Genomic DNA, 16,249 nt, shown 5'->3' on the forward strand with positions numbered 1-16,249 from the left:
CCTCCCCCCCCCCCCCCCCCCCCCCCCCCCCCCCCCCCCCCCCCCCCCCCCCCCCCCCCCCCCCTCCCGCCGGAAGCCGCCGTCTTCGGCGTCCGTTCGGTCTGTTGTCCCGACGACCGATGCGCTGGTGTGGGTGTCGTCGTGCGCAAGGACAGCCGGCCCGGCTGCAGAAGAAGTAGGCGGACCTCACCGTCGTCAAAACGTTTTCACGCGATCTGACCAAGATTCACCACAGATTCGAGTGAGGCGGAAATCCTGCGGACGAGTATGGCCTAGGGGTGTGAGTCACGGTGCCCTCAAGGGCGCCTACTCGGATTTCGGGGGACGCCTGGAAAACCAAGGCGCAGAGCAAGGGGCCTAACGGGGCGCAAGTTGCGCAAGTTGGCCAACATGATCGAGGATCAGTCTCGGGACATCAAGGCGATCACCTCGGTGGAGAGTTGGGCGAAATGCGCCGCGCGCAGTGGAAGGCGGACAAGGCGCTTGCTGATGACCGCGAGGCCAACGCCGACCATGACATCTCGGACGCCGGCCATGCGTACGACATGACCGCGAGTGGTGGGAAAGGCGAAGCCTTCAACGCGGCCTTGGCGGCGCATACCCGGCAAACCTTCAAGGAGTGGAGAAGCCATGAGCGATGACAACCAGGACCTCGGGCCCTGGGAATTTATCGGCCGCCGAGGCGGTGACGTCGCCACCTTGGTGGGCGGCTCGGTGATAGCCGCCGTGCCCGAAGCGAAGCAGGCCGCGGAGGAAGCTCGACGAGAGCTTCGGTTCGACTTTCTCGACGACCAGGCGGTGCTCGAGTTGCTGCACCGGCGGCACCGCGACGAAGAGGACATGTTCAATGCGGGCTTTGTGCACGGCGTGCCTCTGGCGCTCGTGGGCTTCGGGGCCGTGCTCTATTGGGCCGGTGTGGCCCAGTACTGGGAGACTGCCACCTACCGCAACTCCTACCTGGCGATCGCCGCGGCCGTCGTGGTGATTCAGGTCTTCTTCTTCGTGCGAAGCGCGATGTCACACTGGGGCGATCCGGTGAAGCAGAACCTGCGCGCCCGGGCGGCAAGGTATCGAAAGATCGCCCACATCGCTCGACGGGGAGGGGCGGACATCCCCGCTCACTATCCGCACTACGGGCCCTACCCTTTCGCGGCGACATTCCGTCCTGAGGTGGACGACCGTGAACAGTCCGAGAGTAAAGGCGCAGATGATCACGGGCCCGTCGATAGTCCAGTGCGGGAGCGGCGCTGTTGATCCTGATGGCACTTTGGCCAAGAACCTCTGCAGCCAGTCTGGGTTCGGGTGCCCGGCAACTCCACCAGCTGCCACAAATCCTCACGCGGTACCTCGCTGAGCAGCCGTACTCGACCGGCACAATCTAGGAGGTCGGCATGGCAGTTGAAATTGATGACTGGACCTGTCGGCTGGAATTTTCCGACGGTTGGGTCGATCTGACGGCCGGCGTTGGGCTCGATTCCGAGGGGAAGGCTGCCTGGGCGCGGGACGTCGTCCAGTCCTTCAACCCCTTGGACCTTGTGGCCTCGAAGGGGTCCATAGAGAAGGACTTGGTTCATCTCGCACGTGCTGCCGAAAGGAACCAAGCCGTTCTCGCCGCCGCGTTCTTCGTTCTGGGCGGAGCTCACTACGCCACCTTCGACGTTCAGATCTTCGGCGATGACGACGCTGTCCTCTCCCTCGATGAGGTCGAACGCAGGCTGCGCGGCCACAAAGAGATCGCTGCCGAGCCCCAAGTGAGTAGGGTCGACCTGCCCGTGGGGACGGCCGTACGGCTGCAGGCCATGTACCAGTCCAAGGGGGTGCTGGGCTTCGGCAGAAAGCTCTCGGAGGCCGTCTCCTACGCACTCCTGGTTCCTCAGACGTCGGACGTGCTCTTGGCCACGACGAACTGGAGCGCCATGGAGCACAGCGATCAACTCAGCCAGGAGTTCGATGCGTTGATGCCCACTTTGCGGTTCGTGCCACTCGACGCGGAGGGCAATCCGATCGCCGAAGGGAACCCGATGCCTGAGCACTGGAAGGACGAGTCCGCCGCTCCCCGTCAAGGAATACAACCTGATCGTCCCTGACGGCCGCTTTTGGCGTCCCTCGATCCCCAGGGCCGCGACCGCAGCCTTGTTGCCCTGGTGGACCAGCAATTCCATGGGATCGACAACGCGCCTCTGCTGAAGGAGCAGAAGATGCGCGAAGTGCAGAAGACGGCGAAGGATGCTTACCAGGTCGGCGGTATTGAGCTGTACCGTTCAGAAGCGGCGGACCCCCAGACTCCTGAAGCTGTAGTGCTTGGCGTCCTGGACAGGCATGCGGAATGCCGCTCAGCAACGCTTACCGCGCGAATTCGCCCCGGGCGACGCCGGTCAATGGGCCGTGCCGGGAAGTCGGAGTGTCCGCGCGAAGTCGTCCAGTGCCTCCATGGCCGCAGCCATCACTTCGGGATCGTCGTGGTGCCCGCGCAGGCACACATCGGGGACGCCGGGCGGGGTGTGCCAGTGGTAGGTCACCGAGGTCATCATGATGGTGCTGTCCGCCGGGTACGAGCGGGTGACCCGGACTCCGTCCTCGCCCAGATGCGGGGAGGCGAAAGCGATGCTGCCGGTGCGTTGCTGCCACTCGGGGATTTCCGGGTGCGGCACGGTCGGCGCGCTGAGCCCTTCACAGGAGGCCGCGTCAGGGGCTTCGCAGTGGATGCGGGTGGCGTGCACCACCAGGGGCATGTAGGTGAGGGGAACGGGGTGGTAGATGAACGCCTCGTCGGCCTGGAGCTTGTCCCGCAGGATGACGATTGTCTGCTCGTAGAAGTTCTTGTGGAAGCGGCGGAGCTTGCGGGTGAGGTCGATGTCGTGGATGGTGGCCAGGCCGATCAGGTGCTGGTCCAGCCATTCCTTGAAGGTTCGTCTGTCGATCTGGAGATGGAGATAGCCCCAGAGGCCCGGGTCGGCATCTGTGTCGATGTGGAGCGGGGCACCGAGGTCGGCGCTCCAGAGGGTGCCGTTTGACATGAGCGCTCTCTTTCGTCGAGGCGTGGGCAGTGGGGGTGGGCCCTCAGGAGTAGCTCCAGCGGAAGGTGCTCATGACGGCGTCGAACAGTTCTACGAGGGTGTCGTAGAAGACGGGATCCGAGCCGGGCGCGATGAGCGCGCTGTAGGAGAAGGTGAGGTATTTGTCAGGCGCGCTGTCCGGAATCGGCACGAGGTACTCGACCCGTCGGTGAGCGACCTCGACACCCTGTTCAGGGTCGGCGGGTACCTCTCGCTCCGATCGCAGGGCTGCGGTGTCGTCGAGCTCGCGGATCTCAGCTCCGGGGGTCTCGGAGGCGAGCGCGGCCAGGACCGCTTCCGGGCCGCTTTCGGGTCTGACCCGCGGAATCTCGATCGGCTCGGAGGCCACGATCGAGACGGGCAGGGCGATGCCGTGGAGACGTTCGGTGGGGAGGTAGAGGGTCATTCCCCCCTTGGCGCTGGCCCGGCGGACGACCTTCTTCAACTCCTGAGTGAGCTTCAGCCGGGCCTTCGGAATGTCGTCCTTGGGAAAGCCTACGGGCAATTGCGCCACGGCCTTGCGGACTATGCGATCCATCGCTTCCCGGGTACCCGAGTGGAGCGGAATCACGTCCCAGCCGGGCGGCGGTACCAGGTTGAAGCCGCTCGGAGCCCGGCGGTGCTCAACGGTGGTCATTGCGCCCCCGCGTCAATTCCACGGCATAGGCAATGCCTACGAAAAGCGCCCACACCGGGGCGGCGATCATGCCCGGCCAGAAGCCGAAGAACAGCGAGGGCAGGAAAAAACCGCCACCCATGGCCAGATCTCTGGTGAGGTAGGGGGGACGGCTCGCATGACGCGGGTACTTCGCGAACACCCAGACGTAGTGCAGGAGACAGCCGACGATCCCGGCCTCATAGACGTAGAGCACGTCATTCATCAGGGATTTCGGCACCAGGATCATGATTCCCAAGACCGGCAGGAACAGCGGCATTCCGATGAACAACGTCAGTCGAAGTCGCCGGTTGGGGCCGGTGCCGATGCCAGTGCGGGCGGCTTCGGCCTCGACAATGCGTTGCGCCGAGTACAGGTCCATGGTCATTCCTCACCAGTGGGTGTCGGGGGCGGGCTTCAACGTGTTGTCCTTCCAGTCCGAGTACGCCGCGTTGTACGGCTTCTCGCCGCTTCCGAACTTCTCGTTGGTCAAGCTTGTCAGGTCGCTCTTCCCCAGCGCCTTGTCCATGACGTCCATCCCCATGCCTGTCCAGGCGATACCGAGGCCCACTTGATAGGACTTGTACGCCTTGTCCGCGGCGGCCCCAGCGGCTTCCGGGAAGGCAGCCTTGTTCGCCTGCAGCATCTTCGCCATGCCGGCCATCTCCTTGTCGCCGAGGTGCACCAGCGTCGACAACGGACTGACCCTCAGCGGACTCTTGGCGACCAGGCCGACGTTCTGTGAGATGGACTTGCGCATCGCGTTACGAGCCGCCCCGAGGGCCTGCTGCCCCGGTCCCGGCGGCACTTTGGTCATCAACCGCCCGGTGTCGTCCATGATGCTCTTGACACCCCTGAGCCCTCTGCTCAGGCCGGCGGTCCGGGCCGCCTGAGCGGCGCCCACGGTCGCCTTGGCGCCGCTGGCGAGCTTCGCGGCGGCCCGGAGACCGCCCACGACGAGCAGCCCACCCACGACGTCGAAGATGACATCCGTCCAGGTGGCGTCGCCGGATGCCACGAGCAGGAGTCTTAGGGCGATGGTGAGGCCCGCGATGCCGAGCACGAGCATGTTCAAGCCGGGAATGGCGAGCGCCACAAAGCCCGCAACCGTCGCAATCCAGCCGAGAACGTCGATGAAGGCCTTGATCAGGTCGGCGTTGTCATGGACCCAGCCTTTGACGTCGTCCCACCACGAGTCCTCGATCACGTCTTCGATCTCGGCGCGGATCTTCCCCGCGTAGTGGTTGGCGCGAGTGCTCCGATCGCCAGTGAGAGTGTGCAGACGGGTCCGGTACGGCTGCAGGGGATCGTCGGCGGGACTGGTGCCGCTGGTGGACGGGTGTGGGACGTCCTTGTCCTCCGAGGCGGCCTTCTTGGCCTTGTCGGCCTCGACCTCCTCCTGCTTCTCCTTGGTCTCGCGCAGGAGTTTGTCGGCGTCGCTCTGGAAGTCCTCCAGCTCGTTCGACCACTTGGTCAGATGGCCGTGCACACGCTCGTACCGGCTGGCCACCTCCCGCATGTGCTTCTCCAGCGTGCCGGACTCCTCGCGCAGGCGTTTGACGTACTTGCCCTTGAGGGTGTCCTCGTCGCTGATCGCCTTGAGGTTCTTGGCCTGTTCGCGGAGCTTCTCGGCGACCGAGACCATGTGCTTGACCTCGGCGCGGATCTCCTCCGGGTCACCGGGCACGGGGTCGGAGTCGCAGAGCGGCTGCCAGTCGAGCGGACGGCGCTTGGAGGTCGGTGTCACTTCTTCTGCTTCTTCTCGCCTTGCTTGGCCAACTGCTTGTCCAGGTCGTCGAATGCCTTCTTGGTGCCGGCCACGAGTTTGCCGACCGATTCGAGCGACTCAACGAGCCTGGTGCGGTAGTCGTCCCAGTTGTCGACGAAGTCCTCCATCACGTCGGCTATCGCACCGGAGCCCCAGTGCTTGTTCATGTCGTCGCGACGGTTCTCGATGTCCTCGAAGGTCTTCTTGAGCTGCCCGAGCTTGCGCTCGCAGTCCGAGAGGAACTCGTAGTCGACCGTCAGGTCCGAGTCGCTCATGGATGACCCTCCCCCGTGTGTGTAGGCGCTGCTGTCGGTTTACCGGTTGACGGCCTGGATCTCCTGGACGGTAACCGCCTGTTCGCTGCCGAACGTGCCGTTCGGGAGGTCGCCGCCCGTGCCGCCGGTGCCCGTCCAAGCGATGTCCCAGGTGATGGTGGCCTGGAGCTTGTACGTGCCGTTGCCGGAGGAACGCAGGTACTTGAGGCCGCAGGGCGGGGCCTCGTCGGCCTTGCCCTTGGCGTACGGCTCGCCGATGGAGCCGTCGGCGTTGATGACGCACTCGCCGGAGGCCGGGTAGGTCTCGGCGTCCTTGGTGCCCGGCTCCAGTTTGAGGGCCACCGGCTTGGCGGTGGTGGTGGCCTGGATGTTGAAGCCGGGGACGTTGATAGCGGCGGTGGCCTGGACCTCGTCGAAGACGGCTTTGTCGAGCCAGGCCCAGGTCGGCAGGTTCACCTTGGTCTCCGCCTCGGGCGCGAGGGCGACCTTAGTGTCGGGCAGCTGCATGTGCTGGTAGGCGAGCGCGGCGAGCATCTCCGGCTTGATGGCCTCTTCGTAACGGGCCGGCGGGGCCTCCCCGTTTTCCACCCAGAAGGGCAGGTCGGTGCACGAGGCCCGCTTGAGGTAGTCCGGCTCGTTGGGGTTCTCGACGCCGGCCCAGAACATGCCCTTGCCGTCGTTCTCGACGTTGTAGTCCTTGTAGCCGGGGCTTCCGTCCCAGCCGAATTCGTCCTCGTAGTGCCGCTTGGTCTGGCCCAGGGCCGAACCCGCGGTGCCGCCCATGCCGGGTGTGTTCAGCTGGCGCTCAAGGTCCTCGGACATCTTCTTCTTGAAGTCCTTGGCGCCGAGGTAGGGGGCGTACCAGCAGGGCGGAGGCGTCCAGTTAACGTCCGCCGGCGCCACGTTCCCGGTGCTGCCGTCCTTGGTGACGGCGCCGGAGTACTGGATGCGGGCGGCGGCGAAGATGCCGGTCGCGTCGCCGCCGCCCTTCTGTTCCGTGCCACCGCCCTTGCCGAAGTCCACCGGCTCCGCCGTGGCATCGGGTGCGGCGAGGAGAAGAGCGCTGAAGGCGAGGGCCAGGGCAGCGGTGCCGGTTCCCAGGACCGGACCTCGGCACTTGATCACCGGCACTTCTCCGCGCTCGTCTCGACGAACACCTTGGACGCCTGCCACAGGCTCTCGGCCGTGGGGACCTTGAGCATCACGATCTTGTAGTAGCCGAAGTCCTTGAGGCTCGACTCGGTCTTCAGGACCTTCCCGGTCTTGACCTCTTTGCCGTAGAACTTCCCGGTGTCAGCGCAGAACGCGACCTCGACGGACTTGCCGTTGGGGGCGGACCGGGTCGTGGCGTCGTAGTGGCGACGGGTTCCGGTCGCGGTCCAACCGCCCTTGATCCATTCGTTGATCTGCACCTGCGCGTAGTGGAGTCCCTCTCCGGTGGCATAGGCGGTTACGGCTGCGTCCTTGGTGGTGCGCTTGTCGACGCCCCGGTAGATCGCACGGAGGAAGTTCGCGGCGTCATCCATCGCAGCCGCCTCGTTCTTGTCCTTCGGCTTGTCCCAGTCGAAGACCAGGTTCATGTCCTTGGGCAGGGACACGTCCACGCCGTCCGGCTTGTCGCCGGCCGGTGCCCCCGAGGGCGATGCCGACTCCTTCGGCGTCTCCGATCCCTGGTCGGCTCCGGCGATCTTGTCGTTTCCGCTGGACTTGTCGTCCCCGCTACCGCAGGCCGTCAACAGCAGGGCCGCCGTTGCCGCCAGCGCGGCAGCAACGGGCAATGGGCGGCGCTTCACAGTGGCTCCCCGTGAGAAACAGAAGTTCAGTTAGGGCTCTGACGCTACCGGTGAGGTTTCCGGTTTCACCAGAGCGAACTTCCGCGTGCACAGGGGCAATCCGGGATGTAAGGATCTCTCGCGGGACTGGCTGTGTCTTGATTGTGCTCAAGCAGGGACGGCGCCGGGTGCCGCCGTGTCCGGCGTCCGGCGCCGTGGTGTCCCTGGGGGCCGGTTCGCTAGGCCGAGGCACGTTAGTCATGGGGAGGGGCCCCGCAGCATGCACATGTGGAGTTCGCTGCGGAGCTCTTCCGTCTCGACGCGCAGCCAGGATCCGTCACGGAACGCCCCAGGCCCGGGAACGCCAGCCTTCGCCGGCTGCATTGCCCGGCGGGCGAAGGCGTTGCTAAGCAGTTGTCACCGGTACGCCCGCGTCGGCCAGCGCCTCCGTGATGGCCCTCGCATCAGGAGACCGGAATTCGATCGCCTCTCCCGAGCGAAGCAGCACGTCGACCGAGGGTGGAAGCCACGCCACTCCACTGCTGACAAGCACTGCGCCCTGCACCTCGGTGAGCGGTAGGTCGAGGATGGCCCCGTCGGTCCCGCGAACCAGCAGGACACCTGTGCCGACTGCCAGCGCCCCGGTGCGCGAAGGGCCGAGGTCCCAGGCGACGGAGAACGACCCGGCGGACTGGTCGTCCGGCTCTCCGAGCCCGTAGCGCACTGGATGGAGTACGGCCCCGTCGGCGAAGGCCGGTGCAAGGGAAGTCGCGGCGGAATCGAGTTCGGCTCGCTCACGGCGGCGCATGCGTACGGCCTTTGGCAGCCCCACCACGATGACGAGCAGTGCCAGCAGGCCCGCTACGGCGAGGCCAGAGGCGTCTTGGGGGCGTGCGATGACAAAGACGACGGTAACGATGACAGCGGGAGCGAAGAGAGCCGCGTAGAGCAGCGCCGGATGAATGCGCATGCCGGACAGGTAGGTTGTCGCCGACTCGGCACGGGTCGACGCCGCCTGTGACAGTTGCGTGCGATACAGCTCTCTCCTGCGTGCCCGGGTACGGATCACTCGTTCGCGTTCGGCCCAGCCGTATCGAGCCCCGTACTTCCTGATCGTGCTCAAGGCGAAGAGACCCACGACGACTAGGCAGGGCAGCAGTCCGAGGACGGAAGGGTCGGACATTCCAGCGAGGGCGGCAACCGCCAGGATGAGCGCCAGGACAAGCATCAGCGCCGAATAGAAGAAACGGCCGTGCGGATACCCCTCCGCGCCATAGCTGGTGGGGAAGTCCGCATCGTGGCCGCGGTCCACTGCCGCCCACTGCCGAAGCAGTTCGAAGCGTCGGGCCGACCGCTTGCGCAGTGCGCCGAGGACGAGCAGAGCCGGAACAGCGAGGACGGCAAGCAGCACGGCAGCCAGCACAACCGTTACCGCGACGTCGGTGGTGTCGCTCGACTCAGAGCCGGCGGCATCGATGACCATTGCGGGAACCAGCCCGGCGACAAGGGTCACGACGCCCGCGCACAGGAGGAAGACAAGAGCGCGGCCGCGGGAGAGGTCCTCGCGGACCAGCACGCCCAGTGCCTTCGCCTGATCCTGCAAGCGGGAGCTGCGGTCCGGCCAACTGTCGGGTGCGCCGGGGGGCTCAGGCAGCGGGGTCGCCCGGAAGAACGAGGGGCGGGTCGGAGAGTGACCGTTGGTCGTGTTCGTCGTCATGTCCGTTCCTGTGTCGTCCGCTCATTCACTCGATCGAGAGACGAAGACCGAGTGGCCGGCGATGACTGCGACCAGGCCGGCCAGCTCCCGAACCTGGTCGGGGTCCAGGCAGGTTCCGATGACCAGGAGACCCTTACCCCCGTCGGGCGGGCAGGAAAGCACTCCGGCGAGACCTGTTCGCATCCCGCTGCCAGGATCGCCATCCTCGTCGCGTGGGGCCAGCACCGGAGGCTGTGAGATGAAACCAAAACCCAGCCCCATGTCCGTGGGGAAGTTCTCGACATATGCCATCTTCTCGGCAAACTGCTGGTCGAAAACCTGGGCGATCATTTCCCCGAGGTCCATTTCGTCGGGGCGCTCAGGTACGGCAACGACTCCGCCGTAGACTTGCCAGACGGCCTGTGCACCGGTACTGGGCAGGGGAGCTGTGATCACTCCGTACATCAACGCACCGTGGGCAAGGAACCGGTCGTAGCAGTAGAGGAGGCCGTTCGTGAACTCCTCCCTGCGTTCTGCGGGGGTGTTCGGATAGGTGAGGCGGACGAGTTGCTCGCAACGTGCCCTGGTCGCCGCCCTGTCCGTGCCGTCGGCCATGAGGTCGAACCAGTCCGGCGGCACGAAGAACTGCACCTCTCCCGGGGTGATGGCCGTCTTGCCCATACGCGTGCTCAATTGGTGACCTTCGGCTTTTCTGTCAGCGGACCGAAGTCCCAGGAGAAGATCTTGCCCAGCGTCTCTACGCTGTCACCACTGCCCTCGGCTGTCATGACGTTGCCGGTCCATGTGGTGAAGTACTGTCCCGTCCGCCAGACGAATTCGCTCTGGCTCATGGCGTAGGTGCTCGACGCCAACTGGAAGTAGCCCATGGGGAGTTCCTTCGCCGGACCGATGAGCTGAGGCACTATGCGTGTCGGGGCGCCAGAGGCTTTGGCCGCCGCAAGAATGCCTTCGCCGAGCTTCGCGCCCGCCTTGCCCAGACCGAAGCCAACGGCATCCATGATGACGTCCTTGGTCAGCAGCGCCTTGCCGAAGCTGCCCGTCGTACCCACCGCAGACAGGTAATGGGCGCCCAGCGCGACTCCAGCGAGGACAAGTGAAGCGGCGCCGAGGAACTGGAGCCCCGGGACGAGTGCGAGCAGCCCTGTGACTGCGCTGAGCAGGCCGGCGATGTCCCCGATGAGGTCCAGCAGCGGTGCGAGCTCTCCCAGGAGCTCGATTGCCTGATCGTGCAACCAGGCCGCTGCATCGGCGATAGAGTCAAGTGCTTTACTGATGCTTTCGCCGAGTTTCTCCCAGAAACCCGGTTCATTCGGCGCGATGTCGATGGCCTTCTGCAACTGCTTGGCGGCGTTGCGGCCTTCTTCTTCGTAGTCCGAGTGAAGTGTCCGAGCACGTCTGCGGACTTCTTCGACGGGGTCTGAATCGTCGCCACTCCCGCCCGCGGGCTTCTTCTTGTCGGTATCCGACCCATCCTTGCCTTTGGACTTGTCTGCCTCGGCCTTGGCTTCTGCGGCTTCTCGCTCGAGGCTGCGAGCCTTCTTCTGCTTTTCCTCCATATAGTCGGACCAGGCCTGAATTACGCGCTTCGCCTTGTCGAAGGAGTCGTATGCGTCCTCGACCTTGGGGCGGAAGTCGTCATCAAGGAGTTCCCGGAACGCGATGGCAGCCTTTCCTCGCCAGTCGCCATCCGCTGCACCTTTGAGAACACGCTTGATTTCGCCCAGAGCGTCCGTAGTATGGCGGATTGAGTCGGCAACTTTGTCCACGGCGGCGTGGTCTCCGGGGCAGGGGACAAAGCCAAGTGCCGGGAAATCGTCGACAGTTGGTGCAGTCACTTCTTCTTAGCCGCCTTTGAGAGCTCGTTTGCGAGGTCCAAATCGAGCTGCGTGAAGGCCTTCTCGATCGTGTCGAGGGTTTTGGCGGCACCCTTGGAGAACTTGCGCAGTTGCTTGATTCCGTATGACCATTCGTCGCCGAATTCCTCCATGCGGCGCTCCAGGTCAGACGCGCCCATGGCCTTGGCATCGATGTCCGTCATGGCGCGGATTGGCTTGGCGAAGAGATCGTCGATGTCTCTGAGGTTGCGGCGCACCCGGTTCAGCATCTCGCCATCGATGTACAAGTCGCTCATGGAGTCCCCGTAGTAATGGAATCTGTTCTGTCGTAGACGGTGGGCACCAGTTCACGGGCTGCCCTCTGGGGGCGGTCCCCTGCCGTCAATCGAGGATGCCGGCGGGCCTTGAGGGAGAAGTCCATCGCCGCTGTGTCGGGCGGGCCGGTCGACGCGGTGGCAGCAACCGGCACAGGCGACGCTTCAAGATGGGCTCCCCGTGAGACAAAGCTTTAGCCAGGACGCAGACGTTACTGGTGAGGTTGCTGGTTTCGCCAGAGTGAACTTCGCTCAATACATGGGCAACTGCGGGCAAATAGGGCCTAGGTGATCAGTATCATGTCCTAATCGTGGGGAAACGTGTCACTGCGTTGGGTGCGGTTTTGCTGTTGCGGTTCACCTGTGCATCAGAGGTCGAGGGCGCGGTCAGTACAGCGCCCCCTTCGGCACCTCGATCCGCCTGTACTCCACCCACCGCCCCAGCTGTTCACACCGCCCCGCCACCACGAACAGCACGAATGGGGCCGGCAGGCCGATCAGGGCGACCGCCCACACCGGCAGGAGCCAACCCAGTTGAGACACGCACAGGCAGCAGGTCAGCATCGCCGTTGCCGTGCGGGCGAATGACTGCGCGTCGGCGGTCATCCTGCGGCGGCTGTCCGCCGAGCTCGTGAGCAGTGCGCCGGCCCGCATGCCCAGCGCGGCGCCCGCCAGCAGACCCCAGAGGATGCCGCCCGGCAGGAACATGGCCGGGAAGCCGTCCCGGGGGAAGGCGAAGCCGAAGCCCGCCGTCAGGCCCGTGACCGCGCCGATGAGCGTGCAGCAGAGCACGGTGACAGCAGCCAGTTGGTCCCGGATCTGGGCCGCCGCAGTGCTGTCGCCCTCCCGCACCTGACGGAACACCCCGCCCGAGCCCACCACGAACAGCGGCGTGCCGATCACCATCATGATCGCCGCGCCGAACCAGCCGCCATTCCTGCCGGGCGCGTCGGCAACGGGGAAGAAGTCCTGTACGTGCCACGCCACCCCCGCGGTCACCGCGACGTACAACCAGTACCCGACGATGAGCGCCCAGCCCGCGCCGATCTTGGCACGTCGTGCGAGTGCCAGTGGTGTGTGGAGGAGGCCTGCCACGGGGATGGCGATCAAGGCCCACACGAAGATGAAGGCTTCTGAGGAGCGTCCCTCGGTGCGGACCCTCTCGAAGAGTTCCGGGAAGGGCGGGAGGCCGAAGCGTTCCGGGGGACGACCTGAGCAGAACTGCCATGACCAGCGCGGCTATTCCCGCTGTGACGCCCGCAGCGATCCGCGCGGTCTTGCCCCGCCGGGCCCGTGTCCGGCCTTCCCCTCCGCTCGCCACCGTGGTCATCCGTGCCTCCCCGTAAACGCTGTGAAGGTCACCCGTTCCGCCCCTACAGCCAGACCTCCGAAACTACACTCGCGCCCCATGCGTAACTCCCGCAGTATGAAGACGACCGCTTCACCCGGTGAGTTCTACGGAAGCGCGTGGAGAAGACGGCCCGCGGGAGGCGGTGCCTGGCCCGAACCCGGGGGCGGTGACGGACCCTGACCCCCGCCAAATCCACAGGGCGAGCCCGGCACAAACAGTCCCGAGACCCCCGCGCCCACTGGCTGTTACTCGCCCTCACCCTCCCCCTCGTCTTCGCCCTCCTGCTCTTCGAGGGCTGGACCCAGCACGAGGTCGACGCCGCGAAGACGCGGTCGCCCTGTACCTCGCCCGTGCCGGACGCCGTCGCCAAGGGCGGGCCCGTGATCGGGATCAACCGGGACGGGATCCGGTCCGGGTCGATGCCCGCCCGGACCGTCGCGCTCACCTTCGACGGCGGGCCCGACCCCGTGTGGACCCCGCGGCTGCTCGAACTCCTCAAGCGGAACGGGGCTCGCGCCACCTTCTTCCTGCATGGCGCACAGGCAGCCCGGCACCCGGAACTCGTTCGGCGGATCCGTGCCGAAGGGCACGAGATCGGGTCCAACACCTACACCGGGGCCGTGCTCGGCGAGTCGTCCGCTCCCCGCTTCCGGTCCGAGCTCGAACTGACCCAGAGCGCACTCGCCGGGGCCACCGGACTGCGCACCAATCTGCTGCGGATGCCGCGGACCACCACACCCGAGACCCTGTGCGGTCCTGAGTGGCAGGCGGCGCGGCGGGCCACCGGGTACGGGTACGTGCTCGTCGCCGCCGACAAGGGAGCGCGTAAGCCCGCGCAGGGGATCGTGCGGCAGCTCAGTCAGACCGAGAGCGCGTATCTGGAGGCGCGCAGGCTCCTGAACAACCCGTCCGTCGACCGGTTCACCACCGTGTCCGACGGGCTCAAGCTCGTTCCGTACACGTCGCCTTCCCTCATCCAGCGCTGGCTGGGGCAGGGGCTCATCCAGGTGACGCGGCTCGGACAGGTCTTCTCCACCGCCATGATCTGGATCCTCGGCGTCGCCGGAGGCCTCGGCGTGCTGCGGCTGTTGCTGCTCGCCCTGTTCGCCCGGGCCCATGTGCGCCGGCTGGAGCGGTTCCGGACCGGGGCGCCCTGGATGCGGGACACCACGGGGCCTGTGACCGTGCTCGTCCCGGCGTACAACGAGGAGGCCGGGATCGGGTCGACCCTGCGGTCGCTGCTCGACTCCACCCATCGGGAGCTCCAGGTCGTCGTCATCGACGACGGGTCGAGCGACCGGACCGCCGACATCGCCGAGAACATGGGGGATGCGCGGGTGGAGGTCGTACGGCAGCCCAACTCCGGCAAGGCCGCCGCCCTCAACACCGGGCTCGCGCACGCGCGGTACGACATCGTCGTGATGGTCGACGCCGACACCGTCTTCGAGCCCGATGCCATCGAGCGGATCGTCCAGCCGCTCGCGCATCCCGCCGTGGGGGCCGTCAGCGGCAACACCAAGGTCGGCAACCGGCGCAGTCTGCTGGCCCGTTGGCAGCACCTGGAGTACGTCTTCGGGTTCAACCTCGACCGGCGGATGTTCGAGGTGCTGGAGTGCATGCCGACCGTGCCGGGCGCCATCGGGGCCTTCCGCCGGGACGCGGTGATCGGCGTCGGCGGGGTCAGCGAGGACACCCTCGCCGAGGACACCGACCTGACGATGGCCCTGTGGCGGGCCGGCTGGCGGGTGCTGTACGAGGAGTCCGCCGTCGCCTGGACCGAAGTGCCCACCAGTGTCAGGCAGTTGTGGCGGCAGCGGTACCGGTGGTGCTACGGCACCCTGCAGGCGATGTGGAAGCATCGCGGGGCTCTTTTCGCCATGGGGCCCGCCGGGCGGTTCGGGCGGCGCGGGCTGACCTATCTCGCGCTCTTCCAGGTCGCGCTGCCGCTGCTCGCGCCCGTCATCGACGTCTACGCCCTGTACGGCGTGCTGTTCCGCGATCCGTGGGAGTCGGCCGCGGTGTGGTTCGCGTTCCTCGGCGTGCAGATCGTCTGCTCCGGCTACGCGCTGAGACTCGACGGCGAGCCGGTCCGGGCCCTGTGGTCGATGCCGTTCCAGATCGTCGTCTACCGGCAGTTGATGTATCTCGTCGTCATCCAGTCGCTCGTCGCGCTGCTGCTCGGCAGCCGGCTGCGGTGGCAGCGGATGAAGCGCTCCGGGACGGCCGCTGAACAGATCGGCGGGCCGGTTCCGTATAGGAGCGTGCCGATGCGTTGACCCACGTGAACCAGCGGGATGGAGGGGCCGATGAACGACTGGACCGACCCTCCGGGAGACCACCGGACGGGGCGGGACCCGAGAAGGGTCCCGCCCCCGTCCCTCCTGGCGCCCCCGCCGTCGACCCGCACGGCCCCCCTGCCCGGCATGCCCTCGCCGGCCGCGCCCGGCCGCTACGACAGCAGCGTCCACGAGCGCGGGCGGCGGGGCGGCGGCAGCAGGAGCCCCCGGCGCCGCGCCGGAAGGGGCCGCCGGTTCGTGCGGAGCGCGGCCGTGCTGTCGTGCGCCCTGCTGCTCGCGGGTGCGGGTACGTACGTCTGGGCCGACACCCGGCTCAACCAGCAGGTCGACCTCGGCACCCTCTCCGGCCGGGTGCCGCGCGGCGAGGGCACCAACTACCTGGTCGTGGGCTCCGACAGCCGCGAGGGGCTGTCGCAGCAGGACCGGAAGGAGCTGAACACCGGCTCGGCCGAGGGGCGCCGAACCGACTCGGTGATCCTGCTGCACACCGGGGCGAAGGGCACCACGATGCTCAGCCTGCCGCGCGACTCCTGGGTGACCCTGCCGCCCTACGTCGATCCCGACACCGGCCGCAGCTACCGGGCCGAGCGGGACAAACTGAACGCGGCGTTCTCCCTGGGCGGCCCCGACCTGCTGGTGCGGACCGTGGAGCGCAACACCGGCGTGCACATCGACCACTACGCGGAGATCGGCTTCGCCGGGTTCGTGGGCGTGGTGGACGCGGTCGGCGGCGTGGACCTGTGCCTGGACAAGCCCGTACGGGACAAGGACTCCGGCGCCGACCTGCCCGCCGGCTGCCAGACCCTCGACGGCGCGGAGGCGCTGGCCTTCGTCCGGCAGCGCAAGCAGGAGGCGCAGGGGGACCTGGGCCGCACCCGCAACCAGCAGAAGTTCCTCGCCGCCCTCGCCCGCAAGGCGGCCACCCCGTCCACGCTCGCCGACCCGTCCAAGTCCTTCCCGACCCTGCGCGCCGGCCTCGACACGCTCATCGTGGACGAGGAGACGGAACTGCCCGACCTCATGTCGCTGTTCGAGGCCCTGCGCAAGGCCGCGTCCGGCGGGGGCAGACAGCTCAACGTACCCGTGGCCGACCCGGACCTGCGGACGTCCAAGGGCAGCGCGGTGAAGTGGGACGACCGGCGTGCCCGCGCCCTGTTCACGGCACTGCGCGAGGACCGGCCGTCCGGCTGATCGACGAGGTCTGGCGTG

At 66.7% G+C, this 16,249-nt stretch carries 17 protein-coding genes; 5 read left to right on the forward strand and 12 right to left on the reverse strand.

The window, feature by feature from the left end:
- The first annotated feature begins 449 nt into the window (after nt 1-449).
- The 3 genes from AC07F0_RS09085 (at nt 450) to AC07F0_RS09095 (ending at nt 2,087) form a co-directional block, all read left to right on the forward strand.
- On the forward strand, nt 450-641 hold the full coding sequence (locus AC07F0_RS09085) for a hypothetical protein (protein WP_478976283.1): 192 nt from the start codon (nt 450-452) through the stop codon (nt 639-641).
- Nucleotides 631-1,254: a hypothetical protein gene (locus tag AC07F0_RS09090; RefSeq protein WP_478976285.1), complete on the forward strand. Its 624-nt coding sequence runs from the start codon at nt 631-633 to the stop codon at nt 1,252-1,254. The genes AC07F0_RS09085 and AC07F0_RS09090 overlap by 11 nt, the downstream gene beginning before the upstream one ends.
- A 137-nt stretch (nt 1,255-1,391) precedes the next feature.
- Nucleotides 1,392-2,087 carry a hypothetical protein gene (locus AC07F0_RS09095; protein ID WP_478976287.1) on the forward strand — a complete coding sequence of 232 codons (696 nt, stop codon included), beginning with the start codon at nt 1,392-1,394 and terminating at the stop codon, nt 2,085-2,087.
- A 288-nt stretch (nt 2,088-2,375) separates the two neighbouring features.
- Here the strand turns inward: AC07F0_RS09095 and AC07F0_RS09100 are convergent, their stop codons facing one another.
- The 12 genes from AC07F0_RS09100 to AC07F0_RS09155 all read right to left on the reverse strand — a co-directional run bounded on the left by AC07F0_RS09100 (nt 2,376) and on the right by AC07F0_RS09155 (nt 12,487).
- Nucleotides 2,376-3,017 carry a hypothetical protein gene (locus tag AC07F0_RS09100; RefSeq protein WP_478976289.1) on the reverse strand — a complete coding sequence of 214 codons (642 nt, stop codon included), beginning with the start codon at nt 3,015-3,017 and terminating at the stop codon, nt 2,376-2,378.
- Between the two features lie 43 nt (nt 3,018-3,060).
- Entirely contained in the window at nt 3,061-3,693 is a 633-nt protein-coding gene (locus AC07F0_RS09105) for a hypothetical protein (protein ID WP_478976292.1), read from the reverse strand.
- Nucleotides 3,680-4,093 carry a hypothetical protein gene (locus tag AC07F0_RS09110; RefSeq protein WP_478976295.1) on the reverse strand — a complete coding sequence of 138 codons (414 nt, stop codon included), beginning with the start codon at nt 4,091-4,093 and terminating at the stop codon, nt 3,680-3,682. Before AC07F0_RS09110 ends, AC07F0_RS09105 begins: the two co-directional genes overlap by 14 nt.
- 9 nt (nt 4,094-4,102) lie before the next feature.
- The gene (locus tag AC07F0_RS09115; protein ID WP_478976298.1) at nt 4,103-5,458 is read right to left on the reverse strand and encodes a hypothetical protein; all 1,356 of its coding nucleotides are present in this window, start codon (nt 5,456-5,458) and stop codon (nt 4,103-4,105) included.
- The gene (locus tag AC07F0_RS09120) at nt 5,455-5,754 is read right to left on the reverse strand and encodes a hypothetical protein (protein ID WP_478976301.1); all 300 of its coding nucleotides are present in this window, start codon (nt 5,752-5,754) and stop codon (nt 5,455-5,457) included. Before AC07F0_RS09120 ends, AC07F0_RS09115 begins: the two co-directional genes overlap by 4 nt.
- 39 nt (nt 5,755-5,793) lie before the next feature.
- A complete protein-coding gene (locus AC07F0_RS09125; protein ID WP_478976304.1) occupies nt 5,794-6,879 on the reverse strand; it encodes a hypothetical protein in 1,086 nt (361 codons plus the stop codon).
- Nucleotides 6,876-7,547, reverse strand: a complete 672-nt coding sequence (locus tag AC07F0_RS09130; protein WP_478976306.1) for a hypothetical protein — start codon at nt 7,545-7,547, stop codon at nt 6,876-6,878. Before AC07F0_RS09130 ends, AC07F0_RS09125 begins: the two co-directional genes overlap by 4 nt.
- Before the next feature lie 385 nt (nt 7,548-7,932).
- Nucleotides 7,933-9,243, reverse strand: coding sequence for a hypothetical protein (locus AC07F0_RS09135; RefSeq protein ID WP_478976309.1), 1,311 nt, complete (start codon nt 9,241-9,243; stop codon nt 7,933-7,935).
- Nucleotides 9,244-9,264: 21 nt separating this feature from the next.
- Nucleotides 9,265-9,903, reverse strand: a complete 639-nt coding sequence (locus AC07F0_RS09140) for a hypothetical protein (protein ID WP_478976312.1) — start codon at nt 9,901-9,903, stop codon at nt 9,265-9,267.
- An 8-nt stretch (nt 9,904-9,911) separates the two neighbouring features.
- Nucleotides 9,912-11,078 (reverse strand): WXG100 family type VII secretion target, encoded by a 1,167-nt coding sequence (locus AC07F0_RS09145; RefSeq protein WP_478976314.1) that lies wholly within the window; start codon nt 11,076-11,078, stop codon nt 9,912-9,914.
- Nucleotides 11,075-11,374 (reverse strand): hypothetical protein, encoded by a 300-nt coding sequence (locus tag AC07F0_RS09150; RefSeq protein WP_478976316.1) that lies wholly within the window; start codon nt 11,372-11,374, stop codon nt 11,075-11,077. Before AC07F0_RS09150 ends, AC07F0_RS09145 begins: the two co-directional genes overlap by 4 nt.
- A gap of 405 nt (nt 11,375-11,779) precedes the next feature.
- A complete protein-coding gene (locus AC07F0_RS09155; RefSeq protein ID WP_478976318.1) occupies nt 11,780-12,487 on the reverse strand; it encodes a hypothetical protein in 708 nt (235 codons plus the stop codon).
- A 606-nt stretch (nt 12,488-13,093) separates the two neighbouring features.
- On the opposite strand from AC07F0_RS09155, the gene AC07F0_RS09160 reads away from it, so the two are divergent.
- The gene (locus tag AC07F0_RS09160) at nt 13,094-15,019 is read left to right on the forward strand and encodes a bifunctional polysaccharide deacetylase/glycosyltransferase family 2 protein (RefSeq protein ID WP_478976321.1); all 1,926 of its coding nucleotides are present in this window, start codon (nt 13,094-13,096) and stop codon (nt 15,017-15,019) included.
- Between the two features lie 30 nt (nt 15,020-15,049).
- Nucleotides 15,050-16,231, forward strand: a complete 1,182-nt coding sequence (locus AC07F0_RS09165) for an LCP family protein (RefSeq protein ID WP_478976323.1) — start codon at nt 15,050-15,052, stop codon at nt 16,229-16,231.
- Nucleotides 16,232-16,249 lie beyond the last annotated feature (18 nt).

The sequence above is a fragment of the Streptomyces sp. NPDC045955 genome, assembly GCF_056430805.1.

Bases quoted from the DNA above. Each gene is read 5' to 3' on its own strand.
- AC07F0_RS09085 (WP_478976283.1), top strand. From the start codon at position 450: ATGCGCCGCGCGCAGTGGAAGGCGGACAAGGCGCTTGCTGATGACCGC.
- AC07F0_RS09090 (WP_478976285.1), top strand. From the start codon at position 631: ATGAGCGATGACAACCAGGACCTCGGGCCCTGGGAATTTATCGGCCGC.
- AC07F0_RS09095 (WP_478976287.1), top strand. From the start codon at position 1,392: ATGGCAGTTGAAATTGATGACTGGACCTGTCGGCTGGAATTTTCCGAC.
- AC07F0_RS09100 (WP_478976289.1), bottom strand. From the start codon at position 3,017: ATGTCAAACGGCACCCTCTGGAGCGCCGACCTCGGTGCCCCGCTCCAC.
- AC07F0_RS09105 (WP_478976292.1), bottom strand. From the start codon at position 3,693: ATGACCACCGTTGAGCACCGCCGGGCTCCGAGCGGCTTCAACCTGGTA.
- AC07F0_RS09110 (WP_478976295.1), bottom strand. From the start codon at position 4,093: ATGGACCTGTACTCGGCGCAACGCATTGTCGAGGCCGAAGCCGCCCGC.
- AC07F0_RS09120 (WP_478976301.1), bottom strand. From the start codon at position 5,754: ATGAGCGACTCGGACCTGACGGTCGACTACGAGTTCCTCTCGGACTGC.
- AC07F0_RS09135 (WP_478976309.1), bottom strand. From the start codon at position 9,243: ATGACGACGAACACGACCAACGGTCACTCTCCGACCCGCCCCTCGTTC.
- AC07F0_RS09140 (WP_478976312.1), bottom strand. From the start codon at position 9,903: ATGGGCAAGACGGCCATCACCCCGGGAGAGGTGCAGTTCTTCGTGCCG.
- AC07F0_RS09150 (WP_478976316.1), bottom strand. From the start codon at position 11,374: ATGAGCGACTTGTACATCGATGGCGAGATGCTGAACCGGGTGCGCCGC.
- AC07F0_RS09165 (WP_478976323.1), top strand. From the start codon at position 15,050: ATGAACGACTGGACCGACCCTCCGGGAGACCACCGGACGGGGCGGGAC.